This is a genomic window from Mycobacterium sp. JS623 (assembly GCF_000328565.1).
In the GTDB taxonomy this organism is placed as follows: Bacteria; Actinomycetota; Actinomycetes; order Mycobacteriales; family Mycobacteriaceae; genus Mycobacterium.
The window spans coordinates 3,536,135-3,548,927 of the sequence record NC_019966.1 but is presented as its reverse complement, the minus strand read 5'-3'; the positions used below and the strand labels follow the sequence as shown (position 1 = coordinate 3,548,927).

Genomic DNA, 12,793 nt, shown 5'->3' with positions numbered 1-12,793 from the left:
TACCGTCAACGGTGGTGGAACAGCAGAGCGTTCGAATCCCCACCGAAGGGCTGTTGAGACTGTGCGGCCTGCTGCGAAGCAGGCCCCGGGGTCGCGATGATCTGTGCGTTGCCTGGGGCCTGTTGGACGCTGACATCAGCCGAGGCGATTGGCGCCACGGTGAGTGTCACCGCAGCGACGGCAATTGCCAGTGGTGCAACGTAATGTAGTTTCATTTCTTTCTCCTGTACTTCAAATTGGTTGGCAGTCAATAGCTACGCGTGGTCGCGTCGCGTCAGAAGGGAACGTCGACTTGACCGTTCGTGGTGTTCGCCTCGTCGTGGTCCGACACGTGGAAGCCGAGGATGTACGGCGAGTGGGGATCGGTGCCGTAAGGCACATCCGGGTTGGTGTCGGCACCAGCGATGGGCGCAAGTGCGATCGCACCAGCGATGGCGGCGAGAGCCAACCACGGTGCTGCATACTTGGTTTGGGATTTCATTGCGCTCTCCTGCTTGTTGGTTCGCCCGATTTGGGATCACCTAATGGTCGCGCCACTGCTAACCGGTGTCGTCCTTGCTGACAGCCAATTGCATCCCTTGCTGGCTGGAAACTCAGGGGCCGAGCCTTCGCCAGTAGTTCTGGAGGCAGACACCCGTCCGCCATTGCAGCTGGCACCAAGGCGCGCAGCTGCGCCTACCAGCCTGGGCCACACCGAGTCCGCGAGGGTCGGCCCGAGGGGCGCCACTGCAGCTAGCAGGTGGACCAACTTCCCGCCTGCTGGCCGCCCGAACTGCGGACAGCGTTGCCGACATTCGACCTACCGGGCACGAGACTCACCTTGACGACAGTGTCCGACGTATGCCGAGGAAGGAGCATCGCCGTGCGAGCGAGGATGCAGCATATTGCGCTAATGATCGGCGCCGCGGCCGCTGCCCTGGCGGTCTCTTGTGCGCCGGCGGCTTCGGCTTCGCCCAGCGAGCCGGTTTGCGCCGATGCGGGGGGAGCGACCGACTGCCTAAGTCAGGGCAACCAGCAGGTCTACACCTCGCCCCGGCCGTTGCCTCGGGTGTTCCCTCCCAGCATCAACCCGCGCTGGCGTGACACCGGATACAGCGCGCGGTTTCCGAAGTACGGGTTCGATCCGAAGTGGCAGGCGGTCGGCTATAACCCGAAATACAGCGGGTTCCAGCCCCGCCCATCCGTCCTACAGCCGTTCCGACGCGCAATCTCCCCAGATGTTCGAGCGCCGGATGCCGCGCCAACCGATACCGGCGGTGCAACGATTTACCAGAGTGCGGGCCATGCACAGATCGCGGCCGAGATCGGACCGGCGGCTCAGCAGGCCAACCCATCGCAGTTCCCGTCTTCGGCTCGGCCGACTGCCGGTATTGGTCGTTTGACCCAGAACCAGGCCGCGGGCGACGCACAGATCACCGCCAAGCCGGGGCCGGCCGCGCAGAATGCCGCACAGCAGTCAGCCTTCTTCCCCGTGTCCGATCTGCCCCGCACGTGAGATCTGCTGATAGCGGGTCGGGCACGGTGTCCGCGCAAATTAGACACTTGCCAGCTGGTGAGGTGGGTCCGCCGCCACACCTGTCGCGGGCAGGATTGCGCGTCCTGCACCGACAGGCACCATCGTCATCTTGCCTCCGACCGCTGATGTAGACGTATGGGTGCTAGCAGGGGCCCAATCTCCCGCTGGCGGGAGCGACGTCGACGCGTTGAGCGCTTAACGTCGGCAACAGGAGGCAGGATGATGACTGCACACACCGCACCGGATACCGCCCCACTGTGGGGCAAGCGCGACGACATGATCGTCCGCTCGGCTGCGCCTTTTAACGCCGAACCGCCCCCATCGGTCTTGGCTAGCGCGGAGATCACCCCGGTTGATGCGTTCTACGCACGCAATCACGGTGTGTTCCCAGACATTTCGGCGGCGCAGTGGCAGCTGACGGTCGATGGAGTCGTCGACACCCCGTTGACCCTGACGTTCGACCAACTGCGCGCCGACTTCGCCCACCACAGCGTGGTGGCCACTCTTGCTTGTGCTGGCAACCGCCGTGCGGAACTGCTACGGGTGCGCCCGATCCCGGGCAAGGATCCGTGGGAGCATGGTGCGATCTCGACCGCTCAGTGGGGTGGAGTGCGCCTGGCCGACGTGCTGAAAGCGGCCGGAGTGGACCGCCGCGACGGGCTGCACTTGGAATTCTTGGCGCCGGACATCGCGGGGGAGGCGCGCCCGGTCCAGTCCTACGGCAGCTCGATTCCATTGCACAAGGCGATGTCTGAGGAGGTGCTGCTGGCGTGGCAGATGAACGACCAGCCATTGCTGCGGGCACACGGCGGTCCGGTACGGGTGGTTGTGCCCGGCTACATCGGTGCCCGCAGCGTCAAATGGGTTCGGAGCATCATCGTTCGAAACAGTCCTTCGCACAATTACTTCCAGGCCCTGGACTACCGCATCCTGCCCCCCGAGGCAGATCCCGACACTGCCGCCGAAGGCGAGGGCATCTCACTGTCCACACTGCCGCTCAATTGCGATATCCTGACGCCCACCGACGGTGACCATATCCCGGCCGGTGAATTGACCATCCGAGGCTGGGCGATGGACGGCGACGGGCAGGGCATCGGACGCGTCGACGTGTCCCTCGACGGTGGGCACACCTGGCGTCAAGCCGAATTGCACGCTCCACCAAGCAAGTGGGCATGGTGGCTGTGGTCGCTCACCGTTGACGTCACGCCGGGACCGTTGAATATCACTGCACGCGCCTGGGACAGCAGGGGAATGACCCAGCCCGAATTCCCTTCTTCCTTGTGGAATCCCCGCGGTTACGGAAACAACGCCTACGCCCGCATTGATCTCCACGCGGTGTGAGCCACGCTCTGCGCGTCGGTGGGTTGGGACACGCTCACTAGTTCTGCTTGACCCTCATGGTGTCCGTCGCAACGCTCTTACTCGCTGACGGGGATCCGAGGTTTCCAGTTGGCCGTACCACACATGGATGCCAGCGGTGACGACATGCGTTGCACACGGCGGGATTCTGGATGACAGACCGAACAAAAACGTCGTCTTAAAGGAGTCAATCATGAGTATCAAATTCCGCTACATTTCGCCGCTCTTGGGTGCCGTGGCAGCCGCTGCGGCGATCGGCGCCGCGCCAATCGCCAACGCCAGCACCAGCATTATCCCGAATCAGGAATCCTGTGCCGGGGCGGTGTGCGAGTCACCCGGAAACGTGCAGATCAACGATGCGCCTCCGGCTGCGTCGTTCTACCCCTATGGGGGCGATGCCTTCCTGCTCGGGGGTAGTGGCGGCTACGTCGGCGGCGGGGGAGGGTTCCACGGCGGCGGGGGAGGGTTCCACGGCGGCGGTGGTCACCGGTAACCGCCGGGCACCTGGTTCTGGCGTAGACGCAGCATTGGAAGGGAAAGATCTCGTGAGAATCAAGAAGCTCTCTGCCACAGCGCTTTTGGCGGTGCTCAGCGCCGCTGTCATCGCCACAGCGCCGGTAGCGGCCGCTGCCCCGGCATCGAATCAGTCGGCACAGGACACCACCACGGCGAGCTCGGGTGCCGGCGTGCCGCAGCCATGCGTGAGCCTGGGAAGCGCACAGTCCCAATGCCAATCACCGGGCAATGTGCAGATCAATGATTCGCCGCCGCAAGTCGATTATTACCCCTACGCCGGCGGCGCCACCTAGTCGTCGCGATCGTGAGTCGGCGGCCGTACGCAGCACAACTGTCGCCGGCTCGCGTGCGCATCTGAATTTATCAGCCTTGGTTCGCCGAGTCTGAAAGTGCATACAGCTCAACCAAGTTGACCACTATCGCCTCTTGGGTGCTGCGCGCGACCACGATGACCGCAGGATCGTCGGGATCCGGATTCTCCTCCCATTGCCTGCGGCGAGCGGGAATCGCTTCGTACCCACTGGCTGCAAGTATCGTGGTGCGCAAGAAAGTTGAAGTTAACAGGAATGCGGGACCGGCGGCCCGGATGTGAACCTGGTGTCATGGATAGTGCGAGGAGTGCAATGCGTTGCCTGATAGTTGATGACAGCGCGGTATTTGTCCACGCTGCCTGTCATCTGCTCGAGCACCAGGGTGTCACGGTCGTCGGTGTGGCCTCCACAAGCGAAGAAGCATCGCTCCGATTCGCAGAACTGCGGCCCGACGTCACACTCGTCGATGTCGAATTCGGCGACGAGAGCGGTTTCGACGTCGCAGAGCAGTTGCACGCAATCGCCCCTTCGGCTCCGTTGATCTTGGTCTCAACCCACATTGCCGACCACTTCGCCGAGATGATTGCTTCGAGCCCCTCGGTGGGGTTCATCACGAAGTCCGGTCTGACGGCCGAGGCGATCCTCGACCTCCTCGGCGGCTCAGTGGAGCCCCAGGACGGCGATCGGCACTAGACGCTGTCGACCCACTCGTCGGCGCGCCCTGTCTACCGGATAGCAGCCGATTTACCAGAGAATTCGATTTGGCCCGAGTGAACCGGCAGCAGTGCCGTCCAAACTACCGGCGACTGGCCGCTAAGCCGGAACTATCAACGTCGGCGCGGCTGCACAGCAGGGTTCGGTCAAAGAATTCGTTGAGCGCCAGCCCTTTTGCGACCGAAACGAATGCGCGGGCGGCGACCGATCCGGGGCTGGCCCGGTTGATCGCGACAGATATCGCTGCCCGGACATCCGGCTCGACCAACGGGACAACCATGGCGGTGCTGACCACGGGCATGGCATGCAGCCAGGTGTGCGGCACGATCGTCGCGCAGTCGCCTGCGCCGACCATTGCGTAGAGCGAAGCCACCGAATCGGTTTCCACGCGGGGCCGCAGTTCGATACCGCTGTTCGCGCATGCCGAGTCGATGACCTGGCGGATCCTCATGTCCGGCGTCAGCAGTGCAAGGGTCAGCTGCGCGGCATCGGCCCATCGCATGACCGAGGTACGCGGCATCAGGCGGTCATGCGGCGCAACAATGACGTACCGCTCCTCATAGAGCTCCACCCTATGTAAGGCCGTGTCGGCGCCGTCGAACGATGCGATGGCTGCGTCGAGCTGGAAATCGCGGAGGCGCCGATGCAGTTCGGTTGCTGACAAACGTGATTCGACTTCCACCGCGGCAAGCGGATGTGTCGCGCAGAAGGCCGCGACCGGAAGCGCAAGCGTTGTTGACGCCGTCGGTTCCACCCCGAGGCGAAGCGTTCCGGTGATGCCTGACTGGACCGCCGTGAGTTCGGCTTTGAAACCGTCTTTCTCGGCCAGAATCCTTCTGGCCCACACCACCAGGCGTTCCCCCTCCGCGGTAAGACCTTCGAATGTGTGTCCGCGGTTGATCAGGCTGACGCCGAGTTCGCGTTCCAACTTCGCGATCGACGCCGACAGCGCGGGCTGCGACACGTAGCAGGCTTCCGCGGCGCGGGCGAAGTGTCCTTCTCGGGCAACTGCGACGAAGTACTCAAGCTGCCGAAAAAGCATGGTCTTTCCTGTCTTTCACCGATCCACGCCCGACACGGGATTGCCAGCTGGCGGCGCCCAGCGCGACAGCCAACCCAGAAAGTGGCACCAAGGGCGCGAATGCGGGAGCGTGAAGCACGAGCAGCGCCCCCAGACACCCGCCGCAGATGAGCCCGACGAGGACCAGCAGGTGGTGATGGATGTCGCGGTACCGGCGTCCAGTGGCCAGCTGGCCGACCAGCCTGACCAGCGAGCCGGACAGAAATGTGGTGTTCAATCCCACGCCGACACCGAAACGCTGCATCGCGCTGCTCTGGATGCCCAGCGCGGTCGCGCCCAGACCCAGCAGGATGGCCTTCGCGTAAGCGTCAGGCTGCGAGCCCAGGGCCCACCAGCTGAGCGCATACATGACAAAGAGGGCTGCTTCGAGCACCAGGGCGCGGGTGACGGTGGGGGGCCAGACGGGATCCTGCGGTTCGGGAGTGCGGGCGACGCGCGCCCCGAGCGCAGCCCCGATCATGTAGCAGACCAGCGACATCAGGACACGTCCGATCCGAAGGCCGTCGCGGTGAGCCATGGCGATACCCATCAGCGTCAAATTTCCGGTCATCGCGCTCGTGAAGACGTGACCCAGCGCGAGATATCCGATCGCGTCGGTGCTTCCGCTGGCGGTGGCCAGCGCCATCGCGGCGCCGTCGCGCACGCGGACCAGCGACCCGTGCCCGCTGACCCGTGAGGTCATCGGTTCGCCGCCGGCACAGCAAGTTTCGCGCGATCAATCGAACCCTTCGCCGTCAGTGGCAGCGTGTCCGTGATGGTGATCAGTTCGGGTATCTCGAAGGCGGACAGCCGTTCACGGCTGTAGGCGACCAGATCGGCCGAGTCCACGTGACGCCCCGGGCGGGGGACGACCAGCGCGGCGACCCGTTCGCCGTACAATTCGTCGGCTACGCCGAATACCGCCGCAGAAGCCACCCCCGGGTACGACACGAGGACTTCTTCGACGTGTTCGGGGGAGATCTTCTCCCCGCCGCGGTTGATCAGTTCTTTGATGCGGCCCCGAATCGTCAAGTTTCCCTGCACGTCCAGGCTGCCGAGATCGCCGGTGCGTACCCAACCGTCGACGAAGGATTTCGCCGTCGCGTCTGGGTTCTCGAGGTAGCCGCGTACCACGCCGGCTCCGCGCAACCAGATCTCACCTGTCGCTCCAGTGACACATGAGCTCTCGTGGTCGTCGACGACCCGAACGGATAACCCGGTTGGTGCCCCGACGGTGTGGGTCCGTGTGAGTAGATCGGCTGATGGCAATACGGTGCAGGCCTGGTGCGTTGCCTCCGTCATGCCGTATGCCGCCAGCACAGGCACGTCGAATGCTGTTTCCAGCCGGCTCACCAGCGCCGGCGAGAGCGGCGCGCTGCAACTGCGGATGAACCGCAACCGGTGCGTCCACACGCGGGCGCGCCCCGGCTGTGCCCGCTCGAGAATTATCTGGTGGATCGTCGGCACGGCGGTGTACCAGGTGGGGTCGGCGCTCGCGGCGTCGTCGGCGAATGTGTGTGCCGAGAACTTGCCCTTGGCCGGCAGCGCTACCATTCCGCCGGTGGCGAGTGTCGCCAGTAGCGCCGCGATCAGTCCGTGGCCGTGAAAGAGCGGCATCACGGCGACGGTGGCATCCGAAGGGCTCAGTTGGTAGGCGTCACCAATGGCTTCGATGGCGGCGGCCAGGTTATCGTGCGTCCATGGCACCAACTTGGGCACGCCGGTGGTTCCCGAGGTGAACATGATCAGCGCATCACGCTCGGCCAGGCCGGGTACCGCAGGCGCAGTCCGGGCGGAATCACCTGTCAGAATATGTATCTCGGACCGAGTGCCCTGTGCGGCAGGTGGCGCGACGTGCAGACCCCACAGTGGGGCATCGTTTTCGCCACCGGGGTGCGGTGGCGGGATGTCGGTCAACGTGACGCGGGCGCCGACCCGATTCGCCCGCGTGCGCCCCTCCGTCGAGGGCAAGGCCGGATCCAGCGGCGCAACAACGAGTCCCGCCCGTGCTGCCCCCAACAGTGCTACTACGAATTCGATGCCGTTCATGCACTGCAGCGCGGCCACGTCACCGGTACGCAGTCCGCGGCGATGCAGCGCCGCGGAGAAGTCGGTGACCATCCGCACCAGACCGGCGTAACTCACGCGCTGCCGATCGGGGCCGACAATCAAAGCGGTTGCCCCCGGCTGAGACTCCGCGAAGCCGTCGAGAATGTGGCCCAACCGCCACAATGCCGTGTCGGAACCGCCGATCCTCATTTCATCGCTCCGATACCTGTTGACCAGCGGTGTGCTTCGTGACCCCGTTTGGAATGTGCACGCGGCTCTGCGAGGCCACGCATACGGACGTGGACGACGAGGTGCATTCGCCACATCCTCGCGTCAACGACGTGATCAATGAACCGAAGGGCTTCCATGCCTTTCGATGATTGTGTCGAATAAGTGTGATGTCGCTAACGCTGCCGCCCATTCGCGATGGTGGGCAGCGGTCGGTTGGGTTACCTGCCAGTTGGAATTTGCCTGCTCCGTCATGGATTTCATGTCGCATACGTGCGGGTCAGGCGACCGGTTGTGATGGCCAGCATGGCCAAGAAGGTCTTCAACAGGGTTGTCCGTCAAGTTTGCTCGGTCCGATATGTACGGTTGGCCACGAGGATCGAGGGTCGGTCAGGTCGCCACGGCAACGAAACATGTTGAAAGAGTGACAGCTGCGTCCCGTCGGCCGAGATGTTTATATGCAGCGACGTTCCGGCGCCGGCGGCCCAGGTGCGTCACTTGCTCGCCAACTCGACGGTTTCCGAGGCGACGGTGACCACTGTCTTCATCGGGGCGCGTCCCGCGCACGTGGACACCAGCAAGGTAGCCCGACAAGCAAGAGTTTTCTGGATACTTCAAGAAAATCGCAAACGAGGCGCCAACGTGATCGCCGTCCTCGTGATAGGTGCGTCGAAATGAGCGGACAACCGCAGGAGTGCAAAAGCCTCCGGGTGCCGAAGGAGCAGAATTGCAGGTGGGTTCAGCGGCGGATCGAGGTGAAGGCGTGATGGCACCGAATGGGCCGATCGGCCCACGGCAGGCGCGGGTGCGAGGGTTACGACCACTGTCCATCCGGCTGTGGGCGCAGCATAGTCCACCGTTGTGGCAGGGAATCGTCATTGCTGTGGTGCTCATTGTCGCGGAGACATGGCTCGTGTATGTGCTTGAACGGGTGGGGCCCCGGATGATTTTCGGTGTTTTGTATCTGCTTGGCGTACTTGTGATTTCGTTTGGTTGGGGAATCGGCCTTGGCGTGCTCACCACGGTGGTCAGCGCCGCGGTCTATCTGGAAGTCCATCTCCGAGGCAGTGGGTTGCTACCGGCCACCCCGCAGAACCTCTTGGCGGTGGCGGTATTCGTGCCTGTCGCACTGTTGGCCAACGTTCTGGGCGCCAATGCCCGGGCCCGCGCCGCCGAGGCCCGTAGCGCGGCACGTCAGGTGAGCGAATTGGCCCGGCGACAGGCCGCTCTGCGCCGGGTCGCGACATTGGTCGCTCGCGGCGTCTCACCAACGGAGATATTCGCCGCAGTGGCCGACGAGGTAGCCAATGCGCTGGGCGTGGGCAACGCCACGCTTGTCCGTTACCTAGAGGTGGATGTGGGCGAGATCGTGGGCGCCCACGACGAGGGCGCGAACAGACTGCCGGTCGGCGCGCGGCTGACGCTGGAGGGCGACAACGTCGCGGCAATGGTGCAGCGCACAGGGGCTACTGCGAAAATGGACAGCCACGAATATGCCGCTGGTCCGGCTGCCACGCTGATCCGGGATCTAGGTCTGGTCTCCGGGGTGGGGGCTCCCATTGTCGTCGACGGTCGGTTGTGGGGAGCTGCGGTCGTCGGCTTCTCCCGACCCGAACCACCCCCGCCCGAAACCGCGGAGCAGTTGACGGAGTTCGCTGAATTGGTCGCTACCGCGATCGCGAATGCCGAAGCGCGTGGCGAGCTGATCGCCTCGCGCGCAAGGATCGTGGCTGCCGGCGACGAGGCCATGCGGCGTATCGAGCGTGACCTGCACGACGGAGCGCAACAACGCCTCGTCGCCCTGGGGATGCGAATTCGGTCGCTACAGGCCTCGCTGCCACAGGACAGTGATCTGGACGATCCGATTGGCGCCATCGGCGATGCCCTCGCCGAGGCGAGCGAGGAACTGCGGCAGATATCGCACGGCATTCATCCGGCTGTGCTGAGTCGAGGGGGATTGGGACCGGCCCTTCGGGCCCTTCGCCGCCGCGCCGCGGTGCCCGTTGAGTTGAATGTCGACGTCGAGCGACGACTACCAGAATCCGTTGAGGTGGCGACTTATTACGTAGTCGCAGAAGCGCTGACGAATGCCGCTAAGCACGCCCAAGCGTCCGAGGTCACAGTCACTGTGGAGGCCGACGCCGAGCAGTTGCGCCTGTTGGTGAAAGACGACGGAGTGGGCGGTGCCGGTCTCGGTGGTGGATCCGGACTCGTCGGTCTCAAAGATCGGGTGGAAGCACTGGGCGGACACATCGACATCACCAGTCCCGACCACCACGGCACTACTCTTGTGGCCGAAATCCCTTGCCCTGCAGTGTGACCCGCACACAGTATCGGCGGGCCAGGTCGTCATCTGATGCGCCTCGCGGCCCGTCGGACTACTTGGGTGACGGCTCGCACCTAAGCCGCTCACGCCGCCGGCCGTGTGCCTCTCGGGCGTCTGAGCGGCCACTCATGGGGAGGTCTTCATAGCAGTTGATCGCGTATGGGCGGCATGAATCACGTCTTGTCGCGTGGATGAGACTGCGCGGTTGGCCGGGGCCAATGCTCTTGGGGCAGTGATGGGCTTCGAGGACGCATTCGATCGAGAATGGTCCGAAGCGGTGGCCAATTGGATCGGCCGCGTCGCACGACAGCGTAGGCGGTGAGAATCAGGTTGGGGTCAGACAGCGCGAGAATGGTAAGCCCATGGCGCAGTGGGCGGTTCACCGGTAAGAACCCAACTCCTTGTCCATCGAGAATCAATTCCTCGACCAGGTCGAGGCTGTCGATCTGATGGACGATGCGTGGGGTGAATCCAGTCAGCGCCGCGAGGGTGCGTACCGCGTCTTCGTCGGCGGTGTTGCGTGAGTTGACAATCCAGGTGGCCTCGGCGTACTCGCTGAGATCGGCGAGTTCGCTTGTTGCGGCAGCACTTTGCACGCCCAAGCCCCACGGGGTCGACCACAGCGGCAGCGTTTCGAGCACAGGGTCGGGGGAGGCCGGTGCAAGGTTGTAGTCATAGGTGATGACCAGATCGAGGTTGTCGTCGACGAGGAGCTCGAAGGCCTTCACGGGCTCGTACTCGTTGATCGCCACCTCGACATGGGGATGGGTCGCTGCCATCTCGCGCACGATCGGCAACAGCGAAACCCGAATCCCTGTCGGTCTCCCTGGCGATCGACCCAGCCCTGGTGTGCACGGTCTCGACTATCGCATTGCCGGTGACTGAGGCCGCCCTGCCCGAGACGCCCGCGGCCGCGGCCGCACGCATGGTGGCAGCCACGCAGACCGATGCCGACACAGACGATTCCTGGCCCGCCTTCACCAAGATCCTGCACACCGAGTACCTCGCCGGTGTTAACCCGCAGGTTCAAGAGCCGTTCGTGGGCGCCGTCGGCGGCGAGTACGAAGACGCGGTGGAGTTTCACCGCCGCTTCCGCATCGCGGCAGGTCTGCTGACGAGGCCTGACGTTGTGATCGGACAGCTCGCGGCCGCACCCAAACGGCACGTCTAGCGCTGGGAGGCACTGCTGCCGGGTCGGTTGCGGTCCCGGAACTGTCGCGCCAGATCGCCGGCGCCGCGCTGCCCGCCCGCCGGTGTACATGCGGCCAGCGAGGGTATCGGTGTGAGGGGCCCGTCGACACAGCTCGCTACCCAAAAAGCGATCAAGTCTGCACAACCTTACGGTTCTAGGATCCGATCCGTCATGGAAAATTGGGCGTCCGCCATCACGAGCGGAATTTCGGAAATCTGCAGGTCGAGGTAACGGCCCCCGCCACCTGAGATCGACGAATTAGGCTGCCTGTCCGTGGATTTGGTGTGAGTGATGATGATCTACACGGCCGTACATTGTGCGTGCAAGCAGATCACCTCGCCGCGACGGTGGCCTCATGGCTGGCCGAGTTGGCTGCCTGGAGCCCATCTGTCGGTGGAAGTCCAGGTGGCAGCATGACAACACACCGCTACGCAACTCAGCCCAAAAGCATTGGCTAACAATCCTAATCGCGGCTCGCCGTGTCCCTCGGCATTTGCTCGTACATGCTGCGGGTAGCTAAGCGGCTGATGGTGTGCTGGTGCCCGCAAGCCTTGCGGCAACCCGATGGGTGGTTGACCGATTCCCGATTCGCACCGTGCCGCCGCCGCGACAAACAGGCTGCCAGGTCGCGGCCAATGAAGCAGACACCGTTGCGAATACCCACCTGTAGGCAGGTTTCGTCTGGTTGCGCGTGACGTTCTAAATGCTCGACCGATCACCCGGGTGAATTAGATCGCTGGGTGATGACCACTCATCCCTCGTCGGTAAATGCTGGCTCAGCAGATGGCCAGCGGACGGGTAAGTGCAGCCGACCATGTACGGGACCTTCGTTCGGCGCCGCACAAGCGACCAACCGTCGCGGTGGTGGTTGACGCACTGGCTGCGCTGATCACCGCACAACCTCATCACGACAAATCGGAGAAACCAGATGAAGCGTCGTCAATTTCAACGATCGCCTGCTGAATGCGACTCCAGCGCCGCGCGAAGAACATGGCTGCTGCATCGAGTGCGCGCGGCCGCCGCCTTTGCCCGGCGTCCGGCGCATGACGAAGAAGACGCCGCGATCGACACCGTTCCCACGATCGAGGATCAACTTCGCACGCTGTGGCCCATCTGCAGTGCCCAGCGGGTGTCGACCGGCATTGCATGTGCCGCGCCGGCTGTGGCGGTCGCCGAGATACATGCCATCGACGGGTGCGAGCAGATGGGGTTGAGCCCAGACGGCGACGTGGTCGAGACGCTCTGCCACCCCTGCCTGTTTACTGTGCAACAGGCGATGGCCACGTACGTGGACGACAAGCGCGAGATGGCGTTTCGAGGCGGCACCCAACCGGCGTGCAGCACCTGCGGGCGTCCGATTCTATACCTGCGCAACGTCTTCGCCGTGCGCCCTGTCGGGTCAAAGTGACTGGCATCATGACCCGACTACGGATCGCCTGCCTGTTTGTGGCTGTGGTGGCCGGTGATTACGCGGCCCTGATGTTGATCGACTGTCAGCTAATCCATTTCGGTGTCGCCGCCG

The 12,793-nt window shown here is 63.9% G+C and carries 14 protein-coding genes and 1 pseudogene; 8 read left to right on the top strand and 7 right to left on the bottom strand.

All coding sequences use genetic code 11. The features are described 5' to 3' along the window. Positions 1-5: 5 nt before the first annotated feature. Together MYCSM_RS17435 and MYCSM_RS17430 are read right to left on the bottom strand one after the other, a co-directional pair. The gene (locus MYCSM_RS17435) at positions 6-215 is read right to left on the bottom strand and encodes a hypothetical protein (RefSeq protein WP_015307482.1); all 210 of its coding nucleotides are present in this window, start codon (positions 213-215) and stop codon (positions 6-8) included. A 59-nt stretch (positions 216-274) separates the two neighbouring features. Continuing rightward, the gene (locus tag MYCSM_RS17430; RefSeq protein ID WP_015307481.1) at positions 275-481 is read right to left on the bottom strand and encodes a hypothetical protein; all 207 of its coding nucleotides are present in this window, start codon (positions 479-481) and stop codon (positions 275-277) included. 411 nt (positions 482-892) lie between these two features. On the opposite strand from MYCSM_RS17430, the gene MYCSM_RS35260 reads away from it, so the two are divergent. The 4 genes from MYCSM_RS35260 (at position 893) to MYCSM_RS17410 (ending at position 3,684) form a co-directional block, all read left to right on the top strand. Next, the gene (locus MYCSM_RS35260; protein ID WP_051073768.1) at positions 893-1,495 is read left to right on the top strand and encodes a hypothetical protein; all 603 of its coding nucleotides are present in this window, start codon (positions 893-895) and stop codon (positions 1,493-1,495) included. Positions 1,496-1,735: 240 nt separating this feature from the next. Then, positions 1,736-2,857, top strand: coding sequence for a sulfite oxidase (locus MYCSM_RS17420; protein ID WP_015307479.1), 1,122 nt, complete (start codon positions 1,736-1,738; stop codon positions 2,855-2,857). A 211-nt stretch (positions 2,858-3,068) separates the two neighbouring features. Next, positions 3,069-3,368 (top strand): hypothetical protein, encoded by a 300-nt coding sequence (locus MYCSM_RS17415; protein ID WP_015307478.1) that lies wholly within the window; start codon positions 3,069-3,071, stop codon positions 3,366-3,368. A gap of 52 nt (positions 3,369-3,420) precedes the next feature. After that, positions 3,421-3,684: a hypothetical protein gene (locus MYCSM_RS17410; RefSeq protein WP_015307477.1), complete on the top strand. Its 264-nt coding sequence runs from the start codon at positions 3,421-3,423 to the stop codon at positions 3,682-3,684. 70 nt (positions 3,685-3,754) lie between these two features. Here the strand turns inward: MYCSM_RS17410 and MYCSM_RS17405 are convergent, their stop codons facing one another. Beyond that, positions 3,755-3,937 (bottom strand): hypothetical protein, encoded by a 183-nt coding sequence (locus MYCSM_RS17405; protein WP_041312281.1) that lies wholly within the window; start codon positions 3,935-3,937, stop codon positions 3,755-3,757. Between the two features lie 20 nt (positions 3,938-3,957). Here MYCSM_RS17405 and MYCSM_RS17400 point away from each other — a divergent pair, with 20 nt between their 5' ends. Beyond that, positions 3,958-4,395 carry a LytR/AlgR family response regulator transcription factor gene (locus MYCSM_RS17400; protein WP_335337492.1) on the top strand — a complete coding sequence of 146 codons (438 nt, stop codon included), beginning with the start codon at positions 3,958-3,960 and terminating at the stop codon, positions 4,393-4,395. Positions 4,396-4,498: 103 nt separating this feature from the next. Here MYCSM_RS17400 and MYCSM_RS17395 read toward each other — a convergent pair whose 3' ends face one another. From MYCSM_RS17395 to MYCSM_RS17385, 3 genes are read right to left on the bottom strand one after another with little or no spacing between them, the layout of a single operon-like run. Beyond that, positions 4,499-5,458 carry a LysR family transcriptional regulator gene (locus MYCSM_RS17395; protein ID WP_015307475.1) on the bottom strand — a complete coding sequence of 320 codons (960 nt, stop codon included), beginning with the start codon at positions 5,456-5,458 and terminating at the stop codon, positions 4,499-4,501. Further along, positions 5,439-6,179: a YoaK family protein gene (locus MYCSM_RS17390; RefSeq protein WP_015307474.1), complete on the bottom strand. Its 741-nt coding sequence runs from the start codon at positions 6,177-6,179 to the stop codon at positions 5,439-5,441. The genes MYCSM_RS17395 and MYCSM_RS17390 overlap by 20 nt, the downstream gene beginning before the upstream one ends. Further along, complete coding sequence (locus MYCSM_RS17385; RefSeq protein ID WP_015307473.1) at positions 6,176-7,735, bottom strand: FadD7 family fatty acid--CoA ligase; 1,560 nt, start codon at positions 7,733-7,735, stop codon at positions 6,176-6,178. The genes MYCSM_RS17390 and MYCSM_RS17385 overlap by 4 nt, the downstream gene beginning before the upstream one ends. 784 nt (positions 7,736-8,519) lie before the next feature. Here MYCSM_RS17385 and MYCSM_RS17375 point away from each other — a divergent pair. Next, positions 8,520-10,073, top strand: a complete 1,554-nt coding sequence (locus tag MYCSM_RS17375; RefSeq protein ID WP_015307471.1) for a GAF domain-containing sensor histidine kinase — start codon at positions 8,520-8,522, stop codon at positions 10,071-10,073. Between the two features lie 179 nt (positions 10,074-10,252). Here MYCSM_RS17375 and MYCSM_RS17370 read toward each other — a convergent pair. Continuing rightward, a pseudogene (locus MYCSM_RS17370) lies at positions 10,253-10,924 on the bottom strand (LysR substrate-binding domain-containing protein); the annotation flags it as partial. 32 nt (positions 10,925-10,956) lie between these two features. On the opposite strand from MYCSM_RS17370, the gene MYCSM_RS17365 reads away from it, so the two are divergent. Continuing rightward, positions 10,957-11,250: a hypothetical protein gene (locus tag MYCSM_RS17365; RefSeq protein WP_157681347.1), complete on the top strand. Its 294-nt coding sequence runs from the start codon at positions 10,957-10,959 to the stop codon at positions 11,248-11,250. A 1,027-nt stretch (positions 11,251-12,277) separates the two neighbouring features. Further along, a complete protein-coding gene (locus MYCSM_RS17360) occupies positions 12,278-12,679 on the top strand; it encodes a phosphoenolpyruvate carboxylase (protein ID WP_232425615.1) in 402 nt (133 codons plus the stop codon). Positions 12,680-12,793: the final 114 nt, after the last annotated feature.

Bases quoted from the DNA above. Each gene is read 5' to 3' on its own strand.
- MYCSM_RS17435 (WP_015307482.1), bottom strand. From the start codon at position 215: ATGAAACTACATTACGTTGCACCACTGGCAATTGCCGTCGCTGCGGTG.
- MYCSM_RS17430 (WP_015307481.1), bottom strand. From the start codon at position 481: ATGAAATCCCAAACCAAGTATGCAGCACCGTGGTTGGCTCTCGCCGCC.
- MYCSM_RS35260 (WP_051073768.1), top strand. From the start codon at position 893: ATGATCGGCGCCGCGGCCGCTGCCCTGGCGGTCTCTTGTGCGCCGGCG.
- MYCSM_RS17420 (WP_015307479.1), top strand. From the start codon at position 1,736: ATGATGACTGCACACACCGCACCGGATACCGCCCCACTGTGGGGCAAG.
- MYCSM_RS17415 (WP_015307478.1), top strand. From the start codon at position 3,069: ATGAGTATCAAATTCCGCTACATTTCGCCGCTCTTGGGTGCCGTGGCA.
- MYCSM_RS17400 (WP_335337492.1), top strand. From the start codon at position 3,958: ATGCGGGACCGGCGGCCCGGATGTGAACCTGGTGTCATGGATAGTGCG.
- MYCSM_RS17395 (WP_015307475.1), bottom strand. From the start codon at position 5,458: ATGCTTTTTCGGCAGCTTGAGTACTTCGTCGCAGTTGCCCGAGAAGGA.
- MYCSM_RS17390 (WP_015307474.1), bottom strand. From the start codon at position 6,179: ATGACCTCACGGGTCAGCGGGCACGGGTCGCTGGTCCGCGTGCGCGAC.
- MYCSM_RS17385 (WP_015307473.1), bottom strand. From the start codon at position 7,735: ATGAGGATCGGCGGTTCCGACACGGCATTGTGGCGGTTGGGCCACATT.
- MYCSM_RS17375 (WP_015307471.1), top strand. From the start codon at position 8,520: ATGGCACCGAATGGGCCGATCGGCCCACGGCAGGCGCGGGTGCGAGGG.